This is a genomic window from Xanthomonas cissicola, assembly GCF_008801575.1.
GTDB classification, from domain to species: Bacteria; Pseudomonadota; Gammaproteobacteria; order Xanthomonadales; family Xanthomonadaceae; genus Xanthomonas; species Xanthomonas cissicola.
Genome location: NZ_VZPL01000027.1, coordinates 18,086 through 43,956, shown reverse-complemented (window position 1 = coordinate 43,956; position 25,871 = coordinate 18,086). Strand labels below are relative to the sequence as shown.

Sequence of the window (25,871 nt, the reverse complement as noted above, 5' to 3'; positions counted from 1 at the left end):
ACGGTGCCCGAAGGGCGGATGAGGGTGAGCCTGACGCATCACGCCGCCAGCTCTTGTGCGCCCGGCAATTGCCGCGGTGGCAGATCAGCGACCGCCTCGGCAATGGCGCGGATATGGTCGGGCGAGGTGCCGCAGCAGCCACCGACCAGATTGAGCAGGCCGGCCTGTGCGAATTCGCGCAGCGTCTGCGCCACTTCTTCCGGCGTCTCGTCGTATTCGCCGAAGGCATTCGGCAAGCCGGCATTCGGATGCGCACTGACATAGGTGTCGGCGATCTGCGCCAGCGTTTCCACATGCGGGCGCAAATCCCTGGCGCCGAGCGCGCAATTCAGGCCGATCGACAACGGCCGGCCGTGCGCGACGGATGCATAAAACGCTTCGGCAGTCTGTCCCGACAAGGTGCGACCGGATGCATCGGTGATGGTGCCGGAGACCATCACCGGCAAACGCCCGCCGCGCGCGTCGAAGACCTCTTCGATCGCATACAGCGCGGCCTTGGCGTTGAGCGTGTCGAAGATGGTTTCCACCATCAGCGTATCCGCGCCGCCATCGATCAGGCCCTCGATAGCCTCGCGATAGGTTGCGCGCAGCGCATCGAAACTGGTATTGCGGTAGCCCGGGTCGTTGACGTCCGGGCTGATCGAGGCAGTACGGCTGGTGGGGCCGAGCACGCCGATCACAAAGCGCGGCTTGTGCGGGGTCAACGCCTCGACGTCGTCGCAGCAGGCGCGCGCGACCTGTGCGCCGGCCTTGTTCAACTCGTACACCAGATGTTCCAGGTGATAGTCGGCCTGGCTCACCGACGTGGCGTTGAAGGTATTGGTTTCCAGGAGATCGGCACCTGCCTCCAGGTAGGCACGATGAATGCCGGCAATGATTTCCGGGCGGGTCAACAGCAGCAGATCGTTGTTGCCCTTCAGGTCGTGGCCCTGCGGTACGTGCGCGTGGTCGCAACCGGGGCCGTGCACGTGCGCACTGTCGTAGCCGTCGGCAAAGCGGGTGCCGCGGTAATCGGGCTCCTGCAGATCGTGGCGCTGGATCATGGTGCCCATCGCCCCATCGATGATGAGGATGCGCTCGGCAAGCGCGGCAGTGAGCTTGGCTGCGCGTTCTGGATGCAGCCACGGCAATGCAAACCGGATTGGAGATTCGGGATTAGGGATTCGCACGTGCGTCATGGTCCGGTTCTCCGCGCAGCGGTGTCTTTGTTTTCCACTAATCCCGAATCCCGATTCGCCATTCCCGGCTTCACCGCAATCAGCGAGATCACTTCGAAATGGGGCGGGCGTTTTTCGCGTGTCACCGTCTCCAGGCTGGAGACGTCCAGCCCGGCTTTTTCAACGAACTTGCGCAACTCCTTGGCCGCAAAGCCCAGATTGACGTGGCCGTACGCATGCACTGCGGCGCGATGTTCGTGCTTGGCCAGGCTGCACAGCAGCAGGCGGCCGCCCGGGCGCAGCACGCGCGCCGATTCGGCTACCGCCTGCGCCGGTTTGGCCGCGTAGGTCAGTGCATGCATCAGCACCACCAGGTCGAAGCTGGCATCGGGGAATGGCAGCGCATGCATATCGCCTTCGCGCACTTCCACGTTGCGTAGTTTGCGCAGGCGCTCGCTGGCGGCCGCAACTACGCGCGCGCTGGTGTCGATGCAGATGTAGCGGGTGGCGTGCGGTGCCACCAGTTCGGCCAGCACGCCGTCGCCGGACGCGATATCGAGCACGTCGCCGGTTTCCAGCAGGGGCAGGGCGGTGCGCGCCAGGGCCTCCCAGGTGCGGCCCGGCGAGTAATGCCGCTCCATGTCGCCGGCCACCGAATCGGCCCAGTTCTGGTCCGCGGCACGGTTGGCCAGCACGGCGGCCACGCGCTCGGCATCCTGGCGCAACAACGGGTCGTCGCTGCCGGTGCTCAGTGCCAGCCACAGCGCCCGTTGGGCCGGGTCCAGCGACACTTCGTCGAAGCGGTAATACGCCGACACCCCGGCGCGACGGTCGCGGACCAGCCCGGCTTCCTTGAGTTTGGCCAGGTGCGTGGACACCCGCGGCTGCGCCAGGCGGGTGATGGCCGACAGCTCGGCCACGGTGAGTTCTTCCTGCTCCAGCAAGGCCAGCAGGCGGACTCGGGTGGCGTCGGCGAATACCTTCAGGCGTGCCGACCAGTCTTCCAGATCCATGAATATCTCTATATCGCGATATGGAGATATTTTCGACCCGGCGCCAGGTGCGGTCAACTACATACGCATGCGAATGGTTGGCGCTACAATGGGGCTCAGCTCAGGCCTGAAGGGGTGCGACGTGGATTTCAGCTTCACCGAAGAACAATTAATGATCCAGGATGTGGCGCGCCGCATCGCGCAGGAAAAGATCGCGCCCAGCGCCGAGCAATTCGACCGTAGCGGCGAATTCCCGCTCGAAAATATCCGCCTGTTGGGCGAAAACGGCCTGATGGGCATCGAGGTGCCGGTCGAATACGGCGGCGCCGGCATGGACCCGATCAGCTACGCGCTGGCGATGATCGAAATCGCCGCGGCCGACGGCGCGCATTCCACCATCGTTTCGGTCAACAACTCGCTGTTTTGCACCGGTATTCTGAAGAACGGCAGCGAAGCGCAAAAGCAGCTCTACGTGCGCGCGATCGCCGAAGGCGCGCACATCGGTGCGTTTGCGCTGACCGAGCCGCAGTCCGGCTCGGATGCCTCGGCAATGCGCTGCCGCGCGGTCAAGCAGGCCGATGGCAGCTTCCTCATCAACGGCAAGAAGAGCTGGATCACCTCCGGCCCGGTGGCCAAGTACATCGTCTTGTTTGCAATGACCGAGCCGGACAAGGGTTCGCGCGGCATCACTGCGTTCATGGTCGACACCGATCGCGCCGGTTTTCATCGCGGCAAGACCGAGCCCAAGCTCGGCATTCGCGCCTCGGCCACCTGCGAAATCGAGTTTGCCGATTACGTTGCGCAGCCCGATGAAGTGCTGGGCGTGCAAGGCGAGGGCTTCAAGACTGCGATGAGCGTTCTGGACGCCGGGCGCATCGGTATTGCCTCGCAAGCGGTCGGGATTGCACGTGCGGCTTATGAGGCCACGCTGGCCTACGTCAAGGAGCGCAAGGCATTCGGCGCGGCGATTGGCACGTTCCAGATGACCCAGGCCAAGATCGCCGACATGAAGTGCAAGCTGGATGCAGCGCTGCTGCTGACGCTGCGCGCCGCGTGGTTGAAAGGGCAGGGGCAGAAGTTCGGCACCGAAGCGGCAGTGGCCAAGCTCACTGCATCCGAGGCGGCGATGTGGATCACCCATCAGGCCGTGCAAATCCATGGCGGCATGGGGTATTCGAAAGAAATGCCGCTGGAGCGCTACTTTCGCGATGCAAAGATCACCGAAATCTACGAGGGCACCTCGGAAATCCAGCGCCTGGTGATTGCGCGAGGCGAGACTGGCTTGCGCTGAAGTCGACCGCGCTCCAGCGCTGCCGCCACGCGCGGCAACGCTGGAGCGCTCTCCGCGACGCCAAGATCACCGAGGTCTACGAGGGGACTTCGGAAATTCAGCGCCTGGTGAATGCGCGCGGCGAGACTGGCTTGCGCTGAGGTCTTGCCGCGCTCCCGCGCTGCCGCTATACGCGGCAGCGCGGGAGCGCGCTCGGACCGCAGCGATGCGGCAAGGTCCGAGCGCTTGCTGCAGTGCGTTGTGATCACCAAGGGCGGCTACGCCAACGCTTGTCCTGCGTTGCAGGCGCGGACCACAATCGACGCCTCTCCCGTGTCTGGTGCGCGCATGTCCCGGTCTTCGCACGCTGCTTCGTTCCGTGTTTTACGCTCCGGCTTTGCACATACGCTTTGGTGCTGGGGGCTGCTGCTGTTCTGCACGATGGCAAGCGCGCAAACGCCGCCACCGTCGATCGTGCCGACCGATCGCCTGCAGGAGTCCTGGTGGGCGCAGCGGCATGCCCAGGTGCTGGAACAGGTCAAGCAGCACCCGGATACCAAATTGCTGCTGATCGGCGATTCGATCACCCAAAACTACGAAAAAGCCAGGGCGCCGGACGAAGACTTCCAGCCGACCTGGCAAACCTTCTACGGTAGCCGCGGCGCACTCAACCTGGGTTTCAGTGGCGACGGCACCGAAAACGTGTTGTGGCGGCTGGCCAATGGCGAAGTCGACGGGCTGCAGCCGAAGGTCGCGCTGGTGCTGATCGGCACCAATAACACCGGCCATCTCGGTCAAACCGCCGAGCAGACCCAACTCGGTATCGATGCGGTGGTCGCAGCGATCGAGCAAAAGCTGCCGCGCACGCACATCCTGCTGCTGAGTGTGTTGCCCAGCGATCTCTCCAGCGAAAAATCGCGGCGCGATGCGCAGATCAATCAGGGCCTGGCCGTGCGTTACGGCGACAACCCACGCGTGACCTATCTGGATGTGAGCTCGGTCTTCCAGCGCGACGGCAAGCTGCGCACCGAGCTGTTTTACGACACCCGGTTCCGTCCGGCGGCCGGTGCCTTGCATCCGGACACGCGGGGGCAGCGCATGCTGGCCGAAGCGATCGAGCCCACGCTCGCGCGGCTGCTGGGCGAGCCGCCGGTCAAGCCGGTGGCCGAACTCGGCCGTGACGCGGCGACCTCGCTGATGCCGGTCGACTGGCTGGAGCAGGATTCCTACGACTGGTACGCACGCCACCACGCAGCGCTGGCCATCGCGCGCAGCCTGAAGCCGGAGGTAGTGATGATCGGCGACTCGATCACCCATTTCTGGTCTGGGCCGCCGCAGGCCACGCGCGTCAGTGGCCCCGAATCGTGGCAATGGTTGTATGGCATGCGGCCGGTACTGAATCTGGGCTTCGGCTGGGACCGCACGCAAAATGTGCTGTGGCGCATCCGCCAGGGCGAACTCAATGGTCTGGACCCGCGCTGGGTGGTGCTGCATCTCGGCACCAACAATCTCAGCGGCACGGCGCAATCGCGCGCCAGTACCCCGGCTGAAGCGGCGTTGGGTGTGCAGGCGGTGGTGAGTGAGGTGCGCCGCCGCCTGCCCAACAGCAAGCTGATCCTGATGGCGATCATGCCGCGTGGCCGCAACCCCGACGATGCGCGGCGCGCGCCGATCGCCGAGACAAACCGGCTGCTGGTCGCGCGCTATGCCAAGGATCCGGCGGTGCAGTTGGTCGATATCGGCCCCAGGCTGCTGCAGCCCGACGGCACGCTGCCCGAAGCGCTGATGCCCGATGGCACCCATCCCAGCGAATCCGGCTACCGCATCTGGGCACGGGCGCTGCGCGAGGCAGGAATTACCGCTGCGCCGTGACGGGGGCGGCGCGCGCGCGTTCGTCGAAAGGCGAGCGCGGCTGGTGAGTGTGGCACTGCGGCCGCCCGCGCGCTGCTGCGTTGTGCGTGCCGACAGTCGCGTTTGGTTTTTTTAGCATTGCGCGGGCCCACATTCCGCGTGGAGCGTGATGACGGCCGACGGGCTCAAGCGAGGCTATCTGCCGCGTCCGACGCCAGGAAAGCGAGCCCGGGTCGAGGTGCCGGCAAGGGCTCGGCGCGGCGATCGAGTACAGAGCACTGCATTTTCGAGCCGCAGAAACCAGAAGAACCCCGATTGCTCGGAGGTCTTTTTAAACTTTAAACTGGTGCCCAGAAGAGGACTCGAACCTCCACGAAGTTGCCCCCGCTAGCACCTGAAGCTAGTGCGTCTACCAATTCCGCCACCTGGGCAGGTGATCCGCAAATTCTGCAGGCTCCCGACAGGCTTGTCAATGGTTTCTGTGCAGTAATCGTCGGCGGTCGCGCCGGCCTTGCTGCCCATCTCGCCGCGCCACGCAGTACCATGTAAGCAATGACAAAGAAAAAAACCCCAGATTCCGATCGGCCGAGTCGCCGCAAATCCACCGGCGCAGGCGATTCCAGCGCTGCCGAACAGCAGAAGTTGCCGGGCTGGATGCCAGACTTCCTGGTCCGTGCCGCAGCCGGCGCATCGACCAGGTCCGCCAACAAGCGCGCTGCCGACAAAGCATCCAACGCCTCCAAAGCCTCGCCACAGCCGGCGACCGCGCCGCCTGCGCCGCGCGCTCCGCATCCGCGCAAGAGTGGCCCGTCTGCGCCGCCGCCGGAACGCTTCCAGACCGCCGCGCCCGCGGCTGCCGAATTCAAGGATCCGCATGCCGAGCGCGAGGCTCTTCGGTATGCCGAGCCGATCGCCAGCCGCGAGGCGATCCTGCAGTTGCTGGAAGCCTGCGACGGTCCGCAGACCGCCGAAGAAATTGCCGAGCAGCTCAATCTGAGCGATCGCATCGACGCACTGGGCAAGCGCCTGGCTGCGATGGTGCGCGAAGCACAGCTGGTGCAGAACCGCCGCGGCGGTTATGCGCCGGTGCAGCAGACCAGCCTGATCGCCGGCGTGGTCATCGCAAATCCGGAGGGGTTTGGTTTCCTCAAACCCGACGAGGGCGGCGACGATCTGTTCCTGCCACCGTTCGAAATGCGCAAGGTCATGCATGGCGACCGCGCGCTCGCCAATGTCACCGGCATCGATCGCCGCGGCCGTCGCGAAGGCGCCATTGCGCGCGTGCTCGAGCGTGGCATGTCGCGCATGCTGGGGCGCTTCTTCTATGAGCACGGGGTGGCTTACGTCGACCCCGACGACAAGCGCATCCAGCGCAATGTGCAGATCGCTCCGGACGGTATCGGCGAGGCACGCGAAGGCCAATTGGTGGTCTGCGAACTGATCGCCCCGCCGGACGCGCGCCGCCCGGCGATCGGCAAGATCATCGCGGTGCTGGGCGACAAGCTGACGCCGTCGCTGGTCGTGGAAATGGCCATCCACGGCCATGAATTACCGCACGAATTTCCGCAAGAAGTACTGGACGAAGCGGCGGCCGTGCCGTTGGTGGTCGAGCCGCAGATGATCGGCCGGCGCGTGGACCTGCGGCAGATGCCACTGGTCACCATCGATGGCGAAGACGCCAAGGATTTCGACGACGCGGTGTATTGCGAACCCAACGCCGACGGCTTCCGTCTGGTGGTGGCAATCGCCGACGTGTCCAACTACGTGCGTCCCGGGACGCCGCTGGACGACGAAGCGCAAAAGCGCGCCACCTCGGTGTATTTCCCTGGGTTCGTGGTGCCGATGCTGCCTGAAACGCTGTCCAACGGCATCTGCTCGCTGATGCCCAAGGTCGACCGCATGTGTTTCGTCTGCGACATGCAGGTGGGGCGCGATGGCGAAGTGACCGGCTCGCGTTTTTACGAAGCGGTGATGAATTCGCACGCACGCCTGACCTATAGCCAGGTCTGGAAGGCGGTGGGCGAAGACGATGCGGATACCAAGGCCTTCATCGGTCCGTTGCTGCCGCAAGTGCAGCGCCTGCATCAGCTGTATCACCTGCTGTCGAAGGCGCGCACGCATCGCGGCGCAATCGAGTTCGAAACCTCCGAAGTGCGCTTCGTGCTGGACAATACCGGCGAAGTCACCCAGGCCGGCATGCTGGTGCGCAACGATGCCCACAAGCTCATCGAAGAATGCATGATCGCCGCCAACGTCGAGGCGGCGCGCTACCTGCTGAGCGTGCATGTGCCCGCGCCCTACCGTGTGCATGAGCGCCCGCCGGAGAGCAAGTACGAAGACCTGCTGGAGTTCCTCAAGGAATTCCAGCTGAGCTTGCCGGCATGGAGCAAGGTACGACCCGGCGACTACACCAAGCTGCTGAAGAAGGTGCGCGCGCGTCCGGATGCGGCGCTGCTGGAATCGGTGTTGCTGCGCAGCCAGAGCCTGGCGGTGTATTCGCCGGAGAACAACGGCCATTTCGGTCTGGCGTTGGAGGCATACGCGCATTTCACCTCGCCGATTCGGCGTTACCCGGATCTGTTGGTACACCGCGCAATCAAGCACGCACTGACCGGCGCCAGCCCGCAGACATTCATCTATACCCCGCGTCAGATGGCGGCGCTGGCATTGCAATGCTCCGAGCGCGGACGGCGTGCCGATGAAGCCGAGCGCGAAGTGGACGAGCGCTACCGCGCAGCGTGGATGGAAAAGCACGTCGGTGGCCAGTTCGATGGCGTGATCAGCGGTGTGACGGGATTTGGCCTGTTCGTGGAGTTGACGCAGTCCAAGGTCAACGGCCTGGTGCACGTCACGCAGCTGCCGCAGGACTATTACCAGTTCGATCCGATTCGCAAGACGCTCAGCGGCGAGCGCCGTGGCCGCGAGTTCCGCCTCGGCGACCCGGTGCGTGTGCTGGTGCTCAAGGCCAGCATGGAAGAGCGCAAGATCGATTTCCGCCTGGCCGACGAAAATGGCGCAGCGCCCGAGGCGCCGCTGCCGCCCCGCGAGAAGCCGACCAAGCGCAAGAAGAAATCGTACTGAGCTGCAGGCCCATGCTGCGGGCGACCGAAATGGCAGCCCGCAGCACGTTTAGTGGTGGCAAGAGCAGCCACTAACATATAGCGAGAGTCGTCGGATGGGTGCAGATGGCGCTGATCCATCGCAGCGTGCCGGCGTTTCCGGCCGATTCCCAATCCCGCTACCGGCCGCGTCCGCTTGGTGGTGAGCGCAGTCGTGTTATTAGCTGTCATAGAGGCAGGTGGGGCCGTTGCAGGTGTGTGGGTCTGCAATGGTGTCCGTAACAGACTGACGCGGAGCAGAGCATGGACACTTCAAGCGAATACAGCGGCGGCTGCCAGTGCGGGGCGGTGCGGTTTCATGTGCGTGGTGCGTTGGTGGACGCTTCCATCTGCCACTGCCGCATGTGTCAGAAAGCATTCGGCGCGTATTACGCGCCGCTGGTGTCTGTGCGAGGCACCGAGTTTCGCTGGACCCGTGGCGAGCCCAAGCGCTTTGCATCGTCGACGGTCGTGCAGCGTGGGTTTTGCGCCGATTGCGGCACGCCATTGACTTATGAGGCACCCGACGGGATCTCGGTTGCAGCAGGTGCCTTCGACACGCCGGAGCGGTTGCCGCCGCATATCCAGTATGGGTTGGATCGCAAGCTGCCCTTCGTCGATAGCTTGGCGCATCTACCCACGCGTCCACCCGAAGACGATGCCGCCGCGGAGGCTTTTTTGGCCAGCGTGGTGTCGCGGCAGCATCCGGATCACGACACTGCGCATTGGCCCGCGTGAGAAGTCGCCCTGGTTTGATTGTGCTGCTCATCGCGGCATGCGAGCAGTGACGGTATCACCTCGCTCGCGGCCGTCTCGCCGCGCCAAGACGCGCTGGTGCACGATATGGCAGGCTTCCATCGGCACGATGGGTTGCACGGCCAGCATGCGTTCACTGCAGGCGCGCCATTGACCCGGGCGCTGCGCGTCCAGCACCGGTGCCCCTTGCAGCACCGCTTCGCTGGCATCGCCCGGGCTCCCATGCACCGGCCGTGACGTGACAGGCCGCAGGCCCTACCATTCCCTCTTTACCTCTTCGTATGCCCGCGCAATGAGCAAGCAGAACCAGTGGATCGTCGGCGTCAACGCTGTCGCCTCGTCCGTCGAGAACGACGCCGACAACGTGCGCGAGGTCTTGATCGAAGCCGGCAGCAAGAATCCGCGCCTGACCGAGATCGAGGAACAGGCGCGCCGCAAGGGTATCGACGTGCGCCGGGTCAATACCCAGGCGCTGGACGGTGTGGGCGGGCAGGTGCGCCATCAGGGCGTGGCCGCGCGCTATGCCGCCGCGCGGCTGTGGGCAGAGAACGAGCTGGAAGGGCTGGTCGAGGCCGCCGCAGGGCGCGCGCTGGTGCTGATCCTCGATGGCGTGCAGGACCCGCACAACCTTGGCGCTTGCCTGCGCAGTGCGGCAGCGGCCGGGGTCACTGCGGTGGTGATTCCCAAGGACAAGTCGGCCACGGTGAACGCCACCGTGCGCAAGACCTCCGCCGGTGCCGCCGACCGTATTCCGGTGGTGGCGGTGACCAACCTGGCGCGCTGCCTGCGCGACCTGCAGAAGCAGGGGGTGTGGCTGTATGGCTTGGCCGGCGAAGCAGACGCTTCGTTGTACAGCGTGGATCTGCGCGGCAATGTCGGGCTGGTTCTGGGTGGCGAGGCCGATGGCCTGCGCCGTCTCACCCGCGAGCACTGCGACGGCCTGGTCAAGATCCCGATGCCCGGCGAAATCGAAAGCCTCAATGTGTCGGTCGCGACCGGTGTGACCTTGTTCGAGGCCGTGCGCCAGCGCCTGGGCGCCTAACGCCTGCGTGCATCATGCGCGAGCGCAGGCGTGCCGGCCTGGGTATCGCACGCGTTACGCGATGCACATCAGCTCCAATTCTTGATCGTGGCAGTGCCGATGGGCATCTGCGCAATGTTCCGCGCAGATGCAGCTCGCAGACAGTGGCCTGACCCACGCGCAGGGAGTTGCAGCAAGGCTTTCCAGAGGTGCGCTTCCATCGTCGAACGCCGCGCGGCGTTTTTGCCTACCATATCGCCAGCGAACGGCGCGTTGTGTGTGATGAACGATGGGGTGGGCGCCTGGCAAACAGGCGAGAGCAGTTGCGGCGTCCAGACGTCAGCACGACGAAGAAATAGACAGCAGCAGCGCTGGTTCGGTGTCGGCGCCTGCCTGCTGTTGGCGCTGTGTTCGCTTGTTGCGGTTGCTTCACCGGCCGGAACGGCACGCTTGCGCGATTACGCCATCGATAGCTGGAGTTCGCGCAACGGGCTGCCGCACAACTCCTTGCGCGACATCGCCCAGACCCGCGACGGGTATCTGTGGTTTGCAACCTGGGAAGGCCTGGTGCGCTACAACGGGCTGGAATTCAGCGTGATCGACCGCAGCACGCGCCCGGGGCTGCCCGATAACGGCGTCGGCGCACTCTACGTAGATCGCGATGGCGCGCTGTGGCTGAGCGATGCACGCGGCAACCTGGTCCGGCATGCTGCCGATGGGCAATGGCGGCAGTGGCAGCGGCAGGGGCAGTGGCCGCAGGCGTTGATCCATGCCATGACCATGGACGCTGAAGGCCGCATGTGGCTGTTGTTCGAAGGGCATGGGCTGGGCTGCCTGTGGCCGGATGGGCACTTCGACTATTTCCCGCCGCGCGATGACGCGCCACTGCAGAGCAGCTTTCCGCGCATGGTGTTCGATGCGCGGGGGCGCTTGTTGATCGGCACCTTCGATGGATTGATCTACCGCGAACCGGATGGGCGCATGCACCGCGCGCCGGCTGCATTCGGGTTTCCACCGGGGTTGGCATGGCCGTATCGCGCAACGGACGGCACGGTGTGGGTGGTTGCGGGCGATCAGCTGTATCGCCTGCAGGGCGAGCGCGCCGAGCTGGTGCATCGGGTGCCGGGGCAGGGCCACTTCACCGCGATGCTGCAGGATCGCCGCGGCGATCTGTGGCTGGGCAGCGAAAACCAGGGGCTGCTGCGGATCGGGCCGTACGGCGTGGAGCAGCTGCCGGCCGGTCGCAGCCTGCCGACCGGACGTATCGTCAGCCTGCGTGAGGACGCAGAAGGCAGTATCTGGGTCGGCGCCAACGGCGGTCTGTTCCGGCTGCGCGAGACCCTGTTCAGCAGCTACAGCCAGCGCGATGGATTAAGCGGCGACTACAGCCGCGCCATGTTGAAAGACCGCGACGGCAGTCTGTGGATCGCCGGAACCGCCGGCCTGGACCGGATGCTGCCGGACGGGCGCATCGTGCCGGTGCCGGTGGTCACACCCTCCGGGCGATGCCTTTCGGTGCTCAGTCTGGCGCTGGACCGGCACGGCGATCTTTGGGTGGGCACCTATGCCGATGGCGTCTTCGTGTTGCGCGCTGGGCGCGTGCTGCGCCATTACGGCGAGGCCGAGGGCATTCCCGGCGGGCATATCCGCGCGATCGTGATCGACGACCACGATGCGGTGTGGCTGGCAACCCAGCGTGGCGTGGCGCAGCTAGTGGATGGCAGGCGCGCGCCGTTGGCCATCGAAGGCCTGCCTGCCAGCGTGGTGACCGCATTGGCCAGCGTCGATGGTGCGTTGTGGATCGGTTCGGTCGATGGTGCGGCAGTGCTACGCAACGGCAAGCTGCGCCAGTTGAATCTGGAAAAACTGGGCGGCGCGCGCAGCGTGTTCGGTTTTCAGCCCATCGGCGATGCCATGTGGATCGCGACCGATCGCGGCCTGTATCGCGAGCGCAATGGCGTGCTTGCACGCGTGGGTCTGGAGCAGGGTATGCCGGTGGATACGGTGTTCCAGCTCATCGACGACCGGCGTGGCAATGCATGGATCAGCAGCAATCGCGGTGTGCTGCGTACCGAACTTAAGACCCTCAATGCCGTTGCCGACGGGCACGGCACGCTCGCGATCGAACGCTATGGCGAGATCGATGGCATGGGCAATGCGCAGGCCAACGGCAGTTCCGGCCCCAGCCTGCTGCGGCGTGCCGACGGCACGGTGTGGGTGGTGACAGCTGGCGGCGTGAGCAGGGTCGACCCCTCACGCCTGCAGCGCTTTCGCGAACGTCGCCCGCCGCCGGCAGTGATCGAGAATGTGCAGCAGGATGGCCAGCCGTTGGTGTGGCGCCAGCGCGCACAACTGGCTGGCGGGCATCGCTTGAACGTGTCCTACGTCGGCATGAGCTTTCTGCTGCCGGAGCGAATCGAGTACCGCACCCGACTGGAGGGTCTGGACGCTAGCTGGACCGAGCGCGGCCGGCAGCGCAGCGTGGAATTCATCGGCCTGCCGCCGGGCAAGTATCGTCTGCACGTGGCTGCGCGCCATCCGGGCGGGGCATGGAGCCCGCACGAAGCGGTGTGGGCGTTCGAGGTATTGCCGCTGTGGTGGCAACGCCAGGATGTGCGCTTGGCCGCGGCGCTGGGGACGCTCTTGTTGCTGGCCTTGCTGTATCGCGTGTTGCTGCATCGCTACAAGACCCATAACGCGCGCCTGGCCGAGCTGGTGCGCAAGCGCACCGAGGACCTGCAACGGCAGGCGCAGCGCTTGCTGCAGGCCAACCAGGAAAAGAGCGAGCTATTGACGCGTTTGCGTATCAAGTCCGATGTGTTCGAGCGTCAGGCGCACGAAGATGCGTTGACCGGGCTACCCAACCGTCGCCATTTCGACGAAGCGCTGGCGCGCGATATCAGCCGTGCACGGCGCAGTGCACGCCCGCTGGTGCTGGCGATTCTGGATATCGATCACTTCAAGCGCATCAACGACCATTATTCGCACGCCAGCGGCGATGCGGTCCTGCACGAGGTAGGGGTGCTTCTCACGGCGGCCGCGCGCGCCTCGGATCTGCCGGCACGCCTGGGCGGCGAAGAATTCGCGCTGCTATTGGCCGACACCACGCTGGACGAGGCACAGGCACTTTGCCTGCGCATCCGCGCGCTCTTCCATGCCCGTCACGACTGGGGCAGCGTCGAGGGCTTGCAGGTGACCTTCAGCGCCGGTGTTGCCGCACTGCGCGACGAAGACACCGGCTCGTCGCTGATGCAGCGCGCCGATCACGCCTTGTACGAGGCCAAGAGCGCCGGGCGCGACCGGATCTGTGTGGGTTAGACGCCGGGATTCGGGAATCGGGATTTGGGATTCGCAACGGCAGTGCAGGCGTTCCTTCTCCTGCGGGAGAAGGTGCCCAAAAGGGCGGGTGAGGGTACGGCAGCAAGCAGCAGTGCTGCGTCGTGATCAGACGGTTGCGGCTCGTGCTTGGTAAACGTACGCGATTGGCCGCTTCAATCCAGAAACCAAGACGCTTTCACCAATCCCGAATGCCCAATCCCGAATCCCGAATTCCGTCCTCAGACTGGCCCGGGCCAGGCGTTGGCGATCTTGCAGAACAGGCGTGCGGTCTGTTCGGTGTCGTAGACCGCGCTGTGGGCGTCGGCTGCATTCCAGTCCAGGCCTGCGGCCTGCGCGGCGCGTGCCAGCACGGTCTGGCCGTAGGCCACGCCGGCCAACGTCACCGTGTCGAACACGCTAAAGGGATGAAACGGGTTGCGTTTGTGGCCCACGCGCGCCACGGCCGCGTTGAGAAAATTCAGATCGAAATGCGCGTTGTGGCCGACCAGGATTGCGCGCTGGCAGCCGTATTTCTTCACTGCTGCGCGCACCGGCGCGAACACATGGTCGAGCGCGTCCTTTTCCTGCTTCGCGAATCGGAATGGATGGTCGAGCACGATACCGGTGATTTCCAGCGACTTCGGGTCGATCTCCAGCCCGGGCGCCGGCACCAGGTGTGCGCTGGCGGTCTCGCCGGGAAAGAAGCGTCCGTCGGCACCCATTTCGATCGGCACGCAAGCGATCTCCAGCAGTGCGTGCTTGTTCCAGTCGAACCCGCCGGTTTCTACGTCCACCACCACGGGCAGATAGCCACGAAAGCGGCGCGACATCGGCAAAAAGGAGGGGGCAGGCTGTGCATCGACCGGTTCGTTCATCCGCATAGCCTAGCAGGTCGCACGTCGGGCTCTGCCTTGGCTGCAGGCTTGCAGATTCATACCTGCGGCGGCGGCCCGCGTCACCCGGTGCATGACCTAACACCATGCCGTTGGCGCGCACGATCGCCCCGTGTTGGCGAGCATTTTTTTTCGAACCGGGCGGCTGTGGACCATATGCGTCGGTCGCCCCCACACCAAATAGGAGAAGCCCGATCCGCGTTGCCACGGACCGGGCCTCACTGACGACACGGTGAGCGAGCGCTTAGTGCCCAGCGACGACGCTGGTGATCAGCCCGGAGGCCACTGCGATCAGCACGTACGTGTTATCCACGCGACGCCATTCGTGTCCACGCGGCGGTGGCTTGAGATGGTGCTTGTGGTAGTCGGCAACGCGGCTGCCACGATGGTCCGGCGCCAGCCGCTCGCCGCGGCGATACGGCGGGCCGCGCCGGTCGTTGCGGTGATCGTCGTGATGCGCCTTGCGGCGATCGTCGCGCCTGTCGTCATGCCTCTCGTCGCGATGGTCGTCATGGCGGTCAGGGCCATGGTCGTCGTGACGCTGCGCGTTGCGGTCACGGTCGTGATCGAGGTCGTGCTGCTGCGGCGCTGCAAACGCTGCGCCAGAGGTCAGCAGCGTCAAGGCCATGAAAGATCCAACGAAGCGTTTCATCAGCGGACTCCTGGGTCACAGGAAATGCCTGTGCACCTGCACGGTAGAAGTTTCAAGCTGAATACGTAATGAGAAGGCGTTCCGGCGCCTCACGGCAGCGCTGCCGGGGTCTAGACGACGCCGGTACTGCTGGTGTCGTCGCGCTTCACGCGCGGAGGCAAGGGTTGCTCGCCATGCACCAGGAACCACACGTTCTCGGCGATGTTGGTGGCGTGGTCGCCAATGCGTTCCAGATTCTTTGCCATGAACAGCAGATGCGTACACGGGGTGATATTGCGCGGGTCTTCCATCATGTAGGTGAGCAGCTCGCGGAACAACGCGGTGTACTGCGCATCCAGGCGCGCATCTTCGTCGCGGACACGGATCGCCGCATCGGCATCCTTGTTGCGATACGCCTGTACGGCTTCTCGCACCGCATCGGCCGCCATCTGGCCGAGCGCGCGCAGGCCCACGGTCTGCGGCAGCGGCGGTGCGGAATTGAGCGCGATCGAGCGCTTGGCCACGTTGGCCGCGTAATCGCCAATACGTTCGATATCGGCCGGAATCCGCAGGCCTGCAAGAATTTCGCGCAGATCGCGCGCCATCGGGCCGCGCAATGCAAGTCGCATCACGTCGTGGCTGATCGCGTGCTCCAGCGCATCGATCGCCTCGTCGTTGACCACGATGCGGTGCGCGGCATTGTCATCGCGACGCTCCACCACATCCAGTGCGGCTTCCAGCTGCGCCACCGCCGTCTCGCCCATGCGCACGATCTCGGCGACGAGACGGTGCTGCTCCTCGTCGTAGCTTTTGACGATATGGTCGTTGAGGTGCTGGTTCATCGTGATCTCGATTCGTGGCAGTGGTGGATGTCCGCCGTAACCTTGGCGACATGGCACATGATGCAAATGTCGTGCCGGGCGGTGTGGCGGAACTGCGTCAATGCGGCGTTGCGCTGGCGCGCCTTACATCAACCGAAGCGGCCGGTGATGTAGTCCTCGGTCTGTTGCTTGGACGGCTGCGAAAAAATGGTTTCGGTGCGGTCATGCTCGATCAGATCGCCCAGGTACATGAAGGCGGTGTAGTCGGACACGCGCGCGGCCTGCTGCATGTTGTGGGTGACGATCACGATGGTGTAGTCGCGCTTGAGCTCTTCCACCAACTGTTCGATCCGGCTGGTGGAAATCGGGTCCAGCGCGGACGTCGGTTCGTCCAGCAACAACACATCCGGGCGCAACGCTACCGCACGTGCGATGCACAGGCGCTGCTGCTGGCCACCCGAAAGACCCAGCGCGCTCTGCCCCAGCTTGTCCTTGACCTCGTCCCACAGCGCGCCCTGGCGCAAGGCCTGCTCGACGCGGTTCTGCATGTCGGCTTTGGACAGTTTTTCGTGGTGGCGGATGCCGTAGGCCACGTTTTCGAAGATGGTCATCGGAAACGGCACCGGCTTCTGGAACACCATGCCCACTTTGCTGCGCAGGCGGTTCATCGGGTACTTCGGCGACAGGATGTTTTCGTTGTCCAGCAATACCTCGCCGCGCGCTTCCATCTTCGGATACAGCGCGTAGATGCGGTTGAAGATGCGCAGCAAGGTCGACTTGCCGCAGCCGGAGGGACCGATCAACGCAGTGACGCGCTTTTCGGGGATCTCGATGTTGATGCTCTTGAGCGCGTGGTACTTGTCGTAATAGAAATCCAGATTGCGTGCGGCCACCTTCACCGGCGCCTGCGCCGTCGGCGCCCCCGTGGCGGCCGGGACAGCGATGCGATGCATCGGCTTGGCGTTTTGGAGATCGTTCATGTCGGGTGTCCGGAAGGAAAGGTCAGTCATTGGAGATCTTGTTGCGCAAGAGCAGGGCGCGCGCGCCCAGGCTGACCAGCAACACGAACACGGTCAGCACCAGCGCGCCGGCCCAGGCCAGCGTCTGCCAGGTGTCGTACGGGCTGCCGGCGAATTGATTCATGATCACCGGCACGCTGGCCATCGGCTGGAAGATGTTGCTGTTCCAGTACTGGTTGCCGAATGCGGTGAACAGCAGCGGTGCGGTTTCGCCGCTGATGCGCGCCAGCGCCAGCAGCACGCCGGTGACGATGCCTGCCGAGGCGCTGCGGTACAGCACCTGCACCGTGACTTTCCACTGGGGAATGCCCAGCGACAATGCCGCTTCCCGCATCTGCGCCGGCACCAACCGCAGCATTTCGTCGGTGGTGCGCACCACCACCGGCAGCACGATGAAAGCCAGCGACAGCGCACCGGCGAATGCCGAAAAGCGTCCGCCGGTCTGCATCACGTACAAGGTGTAGACGAACAGGCCCAGCACGATCGAGGGCGCCGACAACAGGATGTCGTTGACGAAGCGCACCACCACGCCGGCCTTGCGCGCGTTGCCGTACTCGGCGAGCCAGGTGCCTGCAGCGATGCCCAGCGGCGTGCCGATCGCCAGTGCCAGCCCGCACATCACCGCACTGCCGAAGAAGGCGTTGAGCAGGCCGCCTTCCTGCATCGGCGGCGGCGTCATCTTGGTAAACAAGTTGAGATCGATGCCCGGCACGCCCTTGGACACCAGCGTCCACAGGATCCAGGCCAGGAAGAACAGACCAAACAATGCAGTGACGCACGAGAGCAGCAACGCAATGGCGTTGGTGACCCGGCGGCGGTTGTACAGCGATTGCGACACCGAAGCGGCGGACATCAGTTGCCCTCCCGACGCGACAGCTGCATGAGCATGAAGCGCGCGATGGCCAGCACGATGAAGGTCACGATGAACAACACAAAACCCAGCAGCAGCAATGCCGATCGATAGGTTTCAGTGGCCTCGCCGAAATCGTTGGCGATCAACGCCGCGATGGTGGTGCCGGGCTCCAGCAGCGACGGCGACAGGCGCACCGTGTTACCGACCACGAAGGCCACCGCCATGGTTTCGCCCAGCGCACGTCCCAGACCCAGGAACACACCGCCGATCACCGCAGAGCGGGTGTAGGGCAGCACGATGTCCCAGCTCACTTCCCACTTGGTGGAGCCCAGCGCGTATGCCGATTCCTTCAAGCGCGTGGGCACGGTCAAAAACACTTCGCGCATCACCGAGGAGATGAAGGGAATCACCATGATTGCCAGCACGAAGCCGGCGGTCAGCAGGCCGATGCCCAACGGCGGGCCCTGAAACAACGGGCCGATCAGCGGCAGCGTGCCGAGATGATCGTTGAGCCATGGTGTGACGTGCTCGGTCATCACCGGCACCAGCACGAACAGGCCCCACATGCCGTAGATGATCGACGGGATGCCGGCCAGCAGTTCGATGGCGGTGCCGACCGGGCCACGCAGCCAGCGCGGCGCCACCTCGGTCAGAAAGAACGCGATACCGAAACTCACCGGCACCGCAATCAGCATCGCGATGACCGCGGTGACCAGGGTGCCGTAGATCGGTGCCAGCGCACCGTATTTGTTTTCGACCGGATTCCAGTCGGCCGAATAGAAGAAACTCAGGCCCTGCATCTGCAAGGCATGGCGTCCGCCCCACAGCATCGACAGCGCCGCGCTGCCGAGCGCCAACAGGACGAAAACGACCGTAGCGGCCAGCGCAAGCTTGAACAGGCGATCGGCGCGTGCGTCGCGCAGGTCGCGGCCGCGTGGCGCGGTCATCGCTTCGGGAATGGCGGTGGCATTCATTCGATTGGACTCGTCACCCGCGCAACGGCGGGAGCGTGAGACAGCAGGAACGGCGAGGCACCTTCAGGTACCTCGCCGCAGCGCAGCCCGCCGCATGGGCGGGTGCAGGGCATTACTTGAACTCGCTGCCCCAGTAGGCTTCGATCTGCTTCACCAGCTCCGGCGGCAGCGGCACGTAGTGCAATTCGCTGGCCTGGGCCTGGCCGTTTTCCAGCGCCCACTTGAAGAAGTCCAGCGTCGCCTTGCTGCGCGCGGCGTCCTTGGACTGCTTGTGCATCAACATGAAGTTGGTCGCGGTGATCGGCCATGCCTTCTCGCCCGGCGCATTGGTGATCACCAGATTGAAGTCACGGGCGTTGGCCCAGTCGGCGCTGGCAGCGGCGGCGGCAAAGCTTTCCGCATTCGGCTCGATCCATTGGCCGGCCGCGTTCTGCAGCGAGGTGTACGGCATCTTGTTCTGCAGTGCGTAGGCAAGCTCGACATAGCCGATCGAGCCCTTGATCTGCTGCACGTACGACGCAACGCCCTCGTTGCCCTTGCCGCCCACGCCACCCGGCCACTGCACCGAGGTGCCTTCGCCGACCTTGCTCTTCCACTCCGGGCTGACCTTGGACAGGTAGTTGGAGAAGTTGAAGGTGGTGCCCGAACCATCCGAGCGATGCACCAGGTTGATCTTGGTGGCGGGCAGGGTCACGCCCGGGTTGGCCGCGACAATGGCCGCGTCGTTCCACATCGTGACCTTGCCCAGGAAGATGTCGCCCAGCAGGGCGCCGGTCAGGCGCAGCTTGCCCGGCGCGATGCCTTCCAGATTCACCACCGGCACCACGCCGCCGATGGCGGACGGGAACTGCCCCAGGCCAGCCTGTTGCAGTTCGGCGCTGTCCAGTGGCTTGTCGGTCGAACCGAAATCCACCGTGCCGGCCTTGATCTGCGCAATGCCGCCGCCGGAGCCGATCGACTGATAGTTGACCTTGTTGCCGGTGGCGGCGTTGTAGTCGGCCGACCACTTGGACACCAGCGGATAGATGAAGGAAGCACCGGCGCCGGAAATTTCAGCGCCCTTGCTGTCGCTGGCGGCGGCGCCTGCGGCTGGCGCGCCCTTTGCGGCGTCTGCGGACTGCGCGTCCTTGCCGGGCGAGCACGCCGCCAGGGCGAGGGCAATGGTGAGGGACAGGGCGGTCAGGCTGGCCGACTGCAATTTCATGGAAGCTCCGAGGCTGGATTGGCCGGTGTCTCCGGCAGACCACACTATGAAATGATGTTTTTGTTACACCCGCATGACAGCGCCTTCTGGCCAACGCATCACAAAAAAAGAAGCGGACCACGGAGGGCGTTGCACCCTCCGGGATCCGCGTCCCGGGGCCGACGCCGGGGAGAGAGACGGCATCGTTCCTTCACGCGTTTTCGTGCTTGCTGCCAGGCCCTAGTGCACGGCGCCCATTGCCAGTTCCAGGTGGGCGGGCGGCTCGCCGGCATGGACCAGACAACGGCCCATGCCGTTTTAGAGCATGGCTTGCCCCACCAGGCCGCTGCAGCAGAGGCCTGCGCCGTACTCTTAGTGCGGCAGATTCTTGGCCCAGTACGCCTCGATCTGGGTCACCAGCGTGTCCGGCAGCGGCACGTAGTCCAACTGTTTGGCCTGCGCATCGCCTTTGGTGTAGACCCAGCGGAAGAATTCCAGCGTGTTCTTCAGTCCAGCCGGATTCTTCGGCTTTTTCTGCACCAGGATGAAGTTGGTCGCCGTGATCGGCCAGGCGTTATCGCCGGCCGCGTTGGTCATCACCAGATAGAAGTCCTTGGCCGTGCCCCAGTCGGCGCTGTTGGCAGCGGCGGCGAAGGTTTCATCCGACGGCTGCACGAACTTGCCGGCCGCGTTCTTCATTGCGGTGTAGGCCATCTTGTTCTGCAGCGCGTACGACAGCTCGACATAGCCGATGCCGCCCTTGATCTGCTTCACGTAGGCAGCTACGCCCTCGTTGCCCTTGCCGCCGATGCCGGTCGGCCACTGCACCGCCGTGCCTTCGCCGACCTTGCCCTTCCAGTCCGGGTTGACCTTGGAGAGGTAGTTGGTGAAGTTGAAGCTGGTGCCCGAGCCGTCGGAGCGGTGCACGACGGTGATCTTGCCTTCCGGCAGTTTCACGCCCGGGTTGAGCGCGGCGATGGCCGGGTCGTTCCAGGTGCTGACCTTGCCCAGGAAGATGTCGCCCAGGGTCTTGCCGTCCAGCTTGAGCGTGCCGGCGGCAATGCCCGGCACGTTGACCACCGGTACCACGCCGCCGATCACCGAGGGAAACTGCGCCAGGCCGGCAGCGGCCAGTTCTTCCGGCTTGAGCGGGGCATCGGAAGAGCCGAAGTCCACGCTGGCCGCCTTGATCTGGGCAATGCCGCCGCCCGAACCGATCGATTGGTAGTTGACCTGCTTCTTGGTGGCCGCGTTGTAGTCGGCCGACCACTTGGACATCACCGGGTAGATGAACGACGCACCGGCACCGGTGACGTCGGCAGCCTGGGCGCACAGTACCAGCGAAGCGGCGAGCACGCCGACGGCCAGACGGGTCTTGAAGGAGTGGATCACGGAACAGCTCCTGTAGCGAAGGGATGAGGACGTCCCGCCGTGGTGCCATTGCAGGGCAACGGCATGACCATGCGGTGTCTGGGACATGACAGGCCGATGACGGCGTTGCGCCGTCGGATGTTCGGGCCGGCAGGAAGTGGCGGCTGCCACCGCGTGCCTCGACCGAGCGCACGCGGCAGCGACGCACTTACCAGTAGAACTGCGCGCGTGCTTCGATGATCGACGGATTGTCGTCGACCAGGCCGCGCGTGCTGCTGTTGTAGCGGGTGCTGTCGACCTTGGCGTAGTCGAGCGCGAACTTGAAATTGGAGCGCCAGTACCAGTTGGCGCCGACCGTCCAGATGTTCATCTTGCCGCCCAGCACGCCATCGACGAACGGCGTGTTGCCGTTGGCGACCAGGTGGCCGTCGTTGAGGTCGAGGGTGTCGTAGCGCACCGCCAGCTGCCACATGCCCGATGCCGGCTCGTTGGGTAGCGGGGTGGTCGGCACGCCAGCCTTGTAGCCCCAGGTTTCGCCGGTGAGGTTCCAGACGCCGCTCACGTACCAGCCGTCGCTCTTGTAGTCGTGCGCATTGGCACCGATGCGGTTGGCGTTTTCCTGGAAGTACTCGCTCTGCAGTTTGAACGGCCCGGTGATCCACATCGCCTCGGCACCGGCCACGCCGACGTTGTCCACATTGGTGATGGCGCCGCTGTCGATCAGGCGAACCGTGGTCAGGTCCGCGTCGGGGCGTGCGCGCAGGCGCAAGGTGTCGTCGTCGGTGTCGTAGGCCAGGTAGCTCAGGCCGAAGTGCAGCACATTGCCAGTCTCGTTGATCGGCGCCCAGGTGCCACGCGCGCCATAGCCGTTGCCGTGCGCCTGGTTACGGGTCAGCTCGCGGCCGAATGCACTGGCGGTCACGCTCCAATTGTTGTCGCCCATGCCATAGGCCACGCCCAACCGGCGCGAGATGCCATAGGTGTTCGTCACCGACGCCTTCGACACGAAGTCGTTGTTCTTGGTGCTGGACAGTTCTTCCAGGCTGTTGGGCTGCTTGAACTGGCCGATCTGCAGGTAGTTGTTCGCGTTGCCGCCAAACTTGTACTTGATGTTGTTATCCAGGAAGCGGCCGGTGCTGCGAATGGTGGTGCCACGGATGGTGACTTCCTTCAGCACGCTCGGGTCATAGCCGGCGACCCATTCGAAGTTGCCCGGGCCCTTGCCCTTGAGGACCAGCTCGGCGCGCCGGATGCTGAATTCGGAATTGTCGCCATTGGCACCGATCGGACCATTGAGGTCCTGCACATCGTTGTGGAACCAGTTGCCGTCGGCCTGGACCAGGCCTTCCAGCGAGATTTCCGAACCGCCGATTACATCGATGGCGATCTCGGCATGTGCTGCAGGAGCGGCCAGTGCCAGCAGCAGCGCGGAACCAAGCAGGGTGGGAGCGAGTTTCATAGATGCCTTGCGACCTGAGAAAGTGGGCGCAGGCTAGGGTGTGAAGGTTGCGTTAATGTGACAAAACAACAGAAACGTAATAAGTAATTTTTGCCAATAAAGACAAGAGTTTACGGGTGTTTAAACTATGTCATCGTGTGTCAAAAAGCTGAACGGCAATGGTTTATGACAGCGCCGCGCGCCGACCCAAATCCTTGAATTTGCAAGCTGCGCCGCTGACGGCCTGAACTGGAGCCACGCCAGCCTGAACACATGCGTCAGTTTGTGCGGCGCACCACTTGCATACGCGGCGTCAGAATTGTTAGCTTCGAGGCCATGTTTCCTCGATTCCTCCAATTGCTGTTGGTCTGCCTGCTCGCGCTCTCCGCGTGGTCGGCAGCCAACGCGCACGCGCGCATGCAGGATGCGTTCGTGGGCGACGGCTTGGCGGTCATGGTGGATGCTGGCGAAGAACGCGATGCAGTTGAAGATCCGCAGGACGACGGCGATACACAGAGCCAAGTCGACACACAGCCTGCAGACGATATCCCCTTGCTCTCCCAAGCATGGCCGATGCTGGCGCGGTATTCCCCCTCTTGGCATGCGCATCACGCGCCGGCAAATCAAAAACGCGACCTGATCCCACAGCTGCGTCCTCCAAACGCACTGCTTGGCTGATCCCCGCTGTCGCTGCACCCGGTGCGTTCGGCGCCGGATTCCTACCTGATTTGTTTGTCTTTGCAATTCGCGGCGTGCGCCGCGGACTGCTATTCGTTGCCTAGAGGAATCTCCCATGGAAAGTTTGCTAGAAGGTTTTCGTCATTTCCGTAAGGAAGTCTATCCGCGCCAGAGTGCGCGCTTTCAGGAGCTGGCGGGCGGCCAGAGCCCGCATACGCTGTTCATCACCTGCGCAGATTCGCGCGTCATGCCGGAGCTGATCTTCTCCGCACAGCCAGGCGAACTGTTCGTCTATCGCAATATCGGCAATGTGGTGCCGCCTTACTCTCAGCACGTCAGCGGCGTGGTGGCGGCGATCGAATACGCCATCGCTGTGCTGGGCGTGCGGCACATCGTGATCTGCGGGCATACCGACTGTGGCGCGATGAAGGCCGTGCTTAAGCCGGAGTCGCTGGAAGACGTGCCCTCCGTGGCAGCGTGGCTCAAGCACACCGATGCGGCGCGTCATGTCACCGCGCATCACGGGCACGATCCACAGAGCCCGGATGCGCTGAACTGCATGACCGAAGAGAACGTGGTCTCGCAGCTGGACCATCTGCGCACGCAGCCGGTGGTGGCAGCGCGCCTGGCGGCAGGCACCTTGCGCATCCACGGCTGGATCTACGACATCGCCCACGGGGAGATCCGCGCCTTCGATGCCGAGAAGGGTGGCTTCCGGCCACTGCTGGCCGAAAGCACCCCCGAAGCCACTCCACGCCCGCGACTGCAGCAAGTCGTGCGCGCTGAACTCGCCTGACGGAGCCTGCCATGAACACATCAGGTATCGGCGGATATTTCCGTCAGGGACTGTTTGGGCGTGATTTATTGGCGTCCGTAGTGGTCTTCCTTGTCGCGCTGCCGCTGTGCATGGGTATCGCGATCGCATCCGGCATGCCGCCCGCCGCAGGCCTGATCACCGGCATCGTTGGTGGTCTGGTCGTCGGCTTTCTGGCGGGTTCCCCGCTGCAAGTGAGCGGGCCGGCCGCCGGCCTGGCTGTGTTGGTGTTCGAACTGGTCCGGGAGCACGGCGCTGTTGCGCTCGGGCCGGTGATCTTGGTGGCCGGTGCGATTCAGCTGATTGCCGGTCTGTGCCGCGCAGGCGTCTGGTTCCGGATGACATCGCCGGCCGTGGTGGCCGGCATGTTGTCGGGCATCGGCATCTTGATCGTGGCCTCGCAGGCGCACGTGTTGATGGATGCCGCGCCCAAGGCACGCGGTCTGGAAAACTTCGCCGCATTGCCTGGCGTGTTGTGGCAGGCCATCAGCGAGGGGACCGGCCGTAATGCGCTGTTCGTGGGTCTGGCGACGATCGGCATCATCCTGGCTTGGGACAAGCTGCGCCCGCAGCGTCTGCGGTTTCTGCCGGGTGCATTGATCGCGGTGGTGGTTGTCACGGCGACCGTGCAATTGCAGGGCTTGAATGTCAACAAGGTCGACGTGCCGACCAATCTGTTCTCTGCGATCAGCATCCCCAGCATTTCCGACATCTTTGGCGTGTTCAACCACACCTTGCTGGTCTCGGCTGTGACCTTCGCCTTCATCGCCAGCGCCGAAACCCTGCTGTCGGCGGCAGCGGTGGACCGTATGCATCAGGGCGCACGGACGCAATACGACCGTGAGCTGGCGGCGCAGGGCGTGGGCAATATGCTCTGCGGCTTCCTGGGTGCTTTGCCGATGACCGGCGTGATCGTGCGCAGCGCGGCCAATGTGCAGGCCGGTGCGGCAACGCGTGCATCGACCATCCTGCACGGCAGCTGGCTGCTGGTGTTCGCCATGCTGTTGCCGTGGCTGTTGCGGATGACGCCGGTGGCGTGTCTGGCTGGCATCCTGGTCTATACCGGCGTGAAGATGATCAAGATCGGGCAGGTCAAGGAACTGGCGACCTACGGCCGCGGAACGGCTGCGATCTACCTGGCGACCACCTTCGCGATCGTGGCCACCGACCTGCTGACCGGCGTGCTGATCGGCTTCGGTCTGTCGCTGTTCCGTCTGGCACTGCATTCTTCGCGTTTGAAGGTGGAGGTGCGCGAGCACGCCGACAAGAAGGACGAAATGCATCTGACCCTGCAGGGTTCGGCCACCTTCCTGAAGGTGCCGGCGATGGCACGTACGCTGGAAAGCGTGCCGCCGAACACTGCGCTGCATCTAGATGTGGCCAAGCTGCACCACGTCGATCATGCCTGCATCGAGTTGTTGCGCGACTGGAGCCGGAATGCGGCCTCGCGCGGCTGCGAACTGGTGGTGGACTGGAAGGAACTGGATCGACGTGTCGAAGGTCAGCCCACGGTGGATGGCGTGCTGGTGGAACAGCGCGTCGAGCGGGCGAAAGCTGCGTAAAGTGTCGTAAACGCCCGGCGTTCGCGCCGGGTGACCCCATCGTGATCGGATGATGCATGGCGCCGAACGACGCATCATCCGGTCACGATTTTTTTTTGGCGCGAGTGGGGATTCGGGATTCGTAAAAGCTTGCGGCTTTGCGGTTGCTGCGCGTGTATCAGGGCGCGCGGT

At 64.3% G+C, this 25,871-nt stretch carries 20 protein-coding genes and 1 tRNA gene; 9 read left to right on the top strand and 12 right to left on the bottom strand.

Annotated elements, in window-relative coordinates; genetic code table 11:
• Positions 1–38 precede the first annotated feature (38 nt).
• Together F7R02_RS13125 and F7R02_RS13120 are read right to left on the bottom strand one after the other, a co-directional pair.
• Positions 39–1,178, bottom strand: a complete 1,140-nt coding sequence (locus tag F7R02_RS13125) for a homocysteine S-methyltransferase family protein (RefSeq protein ID WP_078590569.1) — start codon at positions 1,176–1,178, stop codon at positions 39–41.
• Positions 1,175–2,170 (bottom strand): ArsR/SmtB family transcription factor, encoded by a 996-nt coding sequence (locus tag F7R02_RS13120; RefSeq protein WP_003484667.1) that lies wholly within the window; start codon positions 2,168–2,170, stop codon positions 1,175–1,177. Before F7R02_RS13120 ends, F7R02_RS13125 begins: the two co-directional genes overlap by 4 nt.
• A gap of 88 nt (positions 2,171–2,258) precedes the next feature.
• On the opposite strand from F7R02_RS13120, the gene F7R02_RS13115 reads away from it, so the two are divergent.
• Together F7R02_RS13115 and F7R02_RS13100 are read left to right on the top strand one after the other, a co-directional pair.
• Positions 2,259–3,440 (top strand): acyl-CoA dehydrogenase family protein, encoded by a 1,182-nt coding sequence (locus tag F7R02_RS13115; RefSeq protein WP_172397271.1) that lies wholly within the window; start codon positions 2,259–2,261, stop codon positions 3,438–3,440.
• 327 nt (positions 3,441–3,767) lie between these two features.
• Positions 3,768–5,291, top strand: a complete 1,524-nt coding sequence (locus F7R02_RS13100) for a platelet-activating factor acetylhydrolase IB subunit (protein ID WP_172397270.1) — start codon at positions 3,768–3,770, stop codon at positions 5,289–5,291.
• Between the two features lie 323 nt (positions 5,292–5,614).
• On the opposite strand, the gene F7R02_RS13095 is transcribed toward F7R02_RS13100, so the two are convergent.
• A tRNA-Leu gene (locus F7R02_RS13095) sits at positions 5,615–5,701 on the bottom strand.
• A 121-nt stretch (positions 5,702–5,822) separates the two neighbouring features.
• Between F7R02_RS13095 and rnr the strand changes: the two genes are divergently transcribed.
• From rnr to F7R02_RS13075, 4 genes are all read left to right on the top strand, one after another.
• Positions 5,823–8,351 (top strand): ribonuclease R, encoded by a 2,529-nt coding sequence (gene rnr / locus F7R02_RS13090; protein ID WP_078590566.1) that lies wholly within the window; start codon positions 5,823–5,825, stop codon positions 8,349–8,351.
• A 281-nt stretch (positions 8,352–8,632) separates the two neighbouring features.
• A complete protein-coding gene (locus F7R02_RS13085; protein WP_078583162.1) occupies positions 8,633–9,106 on the top strand; it encodes a GFA family protein in 474 nt (157 codons plus the stop codon).
• 310 nt (positions 9,107–9,416) lie between these two features.
• Positions 9,417–10,166, top strand: coding sequence for a 23S rRNA (guanosine(2251)-2'-O)-methyltransferase RlmB (gene rlmB / locus F7R02_RS13080; protein WP_078590563.1), 750 nt, complete (start codon positions 9,417–9,419; stop codon positions 10,164–10,166).
• A gap of 261 nt (positions 10,167–10,427) precedes the next feature.
• Positions 10,428–13,463: a ligand-binding sensor domain-containing diguanylate cyclase gene (locus F7R02_RS13075; RefSeq protein ID WP_078590561.1), complete on the top strand. Its 3,036-nt coding sequence runs from the start codon at positions 10,428–10,430 to the stop codon at positions 13,461–13,463.
• 239 nt (positions 13,464–13,702) lie between these two features.
• Here the strand turns inward: F7R02_RS13075 and rnt are convergent, their stop codons facing one another.
• The 9 genes from rnt to F7R02_RS13030 form a co-directional block, all read right to left on the bottom strand.
• Complete coding sequence (gene rnt / locus F7R02_RS13070) at positions 13,703–14,344, bottom strand: ribonuclease T (RefSeq protein ID WP_005913796.1); 642 nt, start codon at positions 14,342–14,344, stop codon at positions 13,703–13,705.
• Positions 14,345–14,600: 256 nt separating this feature from the next.
• Entirely contained in the window at positions 14,601–15,008 is a 408-nt protein-coding gene (locus tag F7R02_RS13065) for an RcnB family protein (protein WP_078590559.1), read from the bottom strand.
• Positions 15,009–15,118: 110 nt separating this feature from the next.
• A complete protein-coding gene (phoU, locus tag F7R02_RS13060; RefSeq protein WP_003487149.1) occupies positions 15,119–15,829 on the bottom strand; it encodes a phosphate signaling complex protein PhoU in 711 nt (236 codons plus the stop codon).
• Between the two features lie 128 nt (positions 15,830–15,957).
• Positions 15,958–16,788, bottom strand: coding sequence for a phosphate ABC transporter ATP-binding protein PstB (gene pstB, locus F7R02_RS13055; RefSeq protein ID WP_005913798.1), 831 nt, complete (start codon positions 16,786–16,788; stop codon positions 15,958–15,960).
• A 22-nt stretch (positions 16,789–16,810) separates the two neighbouring features.
• Positions 16,811–17,680, bottom strand: coding sequence for a phosphate ABC transporter permease PstA (pstA, locus tag F7R02_RS13050; RefSeq protein WP_005913799.1), 870 nt, complete (start codon positions 17,678–17,680; stop codon positions 16,811–16,813).
• Positions 17,680–18,654: a phosphate ABC transporter permease subunit PstC gene (gene pstC, locus F7R02_RS13045; protein WP_003487154.1), complete on the bottom strand. Its 975-nt coding sequence runs from the start codon at positions 18,652–18,654 to the stop codon at positions 17,680–17,682. The genes pstA and pstC overlap by 1 nt, the downstream gene beginning before the upstream one ends.
• Positions 18,655–18,766: 112 nt before the next feature.
• Positions 18,767–19,858, bottom strand: coding sequence for a phosphate ABC transporter substrate-binding protein PstS (gene pstS, locus F7R02_RS13040; protein ID WP_078590556.1), 1,092 nt, complete (start codon positions 19,856–19,858; stop codon positions 18,767–18,769).
• Between the two features lie 351 nt (positions 19,859–20,209).
• Positions 20,210–21,229: a phosphate ABC transporter substrate-binding protein PstS gene (gene pstS, locus F7R02_RS13035; RefSeq protein ID WP_078590553.1), complete on the bottom strand. Its 1,020-nt coding sequence runs from the start codon at positions 21,227–21,229 to the stop codon at positions 20,210–20,212.
• 187 nt (positions 21,230–21,416) lie between these two features.
• Positions 21,417–22,667 (bottom strand): OprO/OprP family phosphate-selective porin, encoded by a 1,251-nt coding sequence (locus tag F7R02_RS13030; RefSeq protein ID WP_003487161.1) that lies wholly within the window; start codon positions 22,665–22,667, stop codon positions 21,417–21,419.
• 336 nt (positions 22,668–23,003) lie between these two features.
• Between F7R02_RS13030 and F7R02_RS13025 the strand changes: the two genes are divergently transcribed.
• From F7R02_RS13025 to F7R02_RS13015, 3 genes are all read left to right on the top strand, one after another.
• Positions 23,004–23,324 carry a hypothetical protein gene (locus F7R02_RS13025; RefSeq protein WP_003487163.1) on the top strand — a complete coding sequence of 107 codons (321 nt, stop codon included), beginning with the start codon at positions 23,004–23,006 and terminating at the stop codon, positions 23,322–23,324.
• A 115-nt stretch (positions 23,325–23,439) separates the two neighbouring features.
• Entirely contained in the window at positions 23,440–24,120 is a 681-nt protein-coding gene (locus tag F7R02_RS13020; RefSeq protein WP_005913808.1) for a carbonic anhydrase, read from the top strand.
• A gap of 11 nt (positions 24,121–24,131) precedes the next feature.
• Positions 24,132–25,700 carry a SulP family inorganic anion transporter gene (locus tag F7R02_RS13015; RefSeq protein ID WP_033485684.1) on the top strand — a complete coding sequence of 523 codons (1,569 nt, stop codon included), beginning with the start codon at positions 24,132–24,134 and terminating at the stop codon, positions 25,698–25,700.
• Positions 25,701–25,871 lie beyond the last annotated feature (171 nt).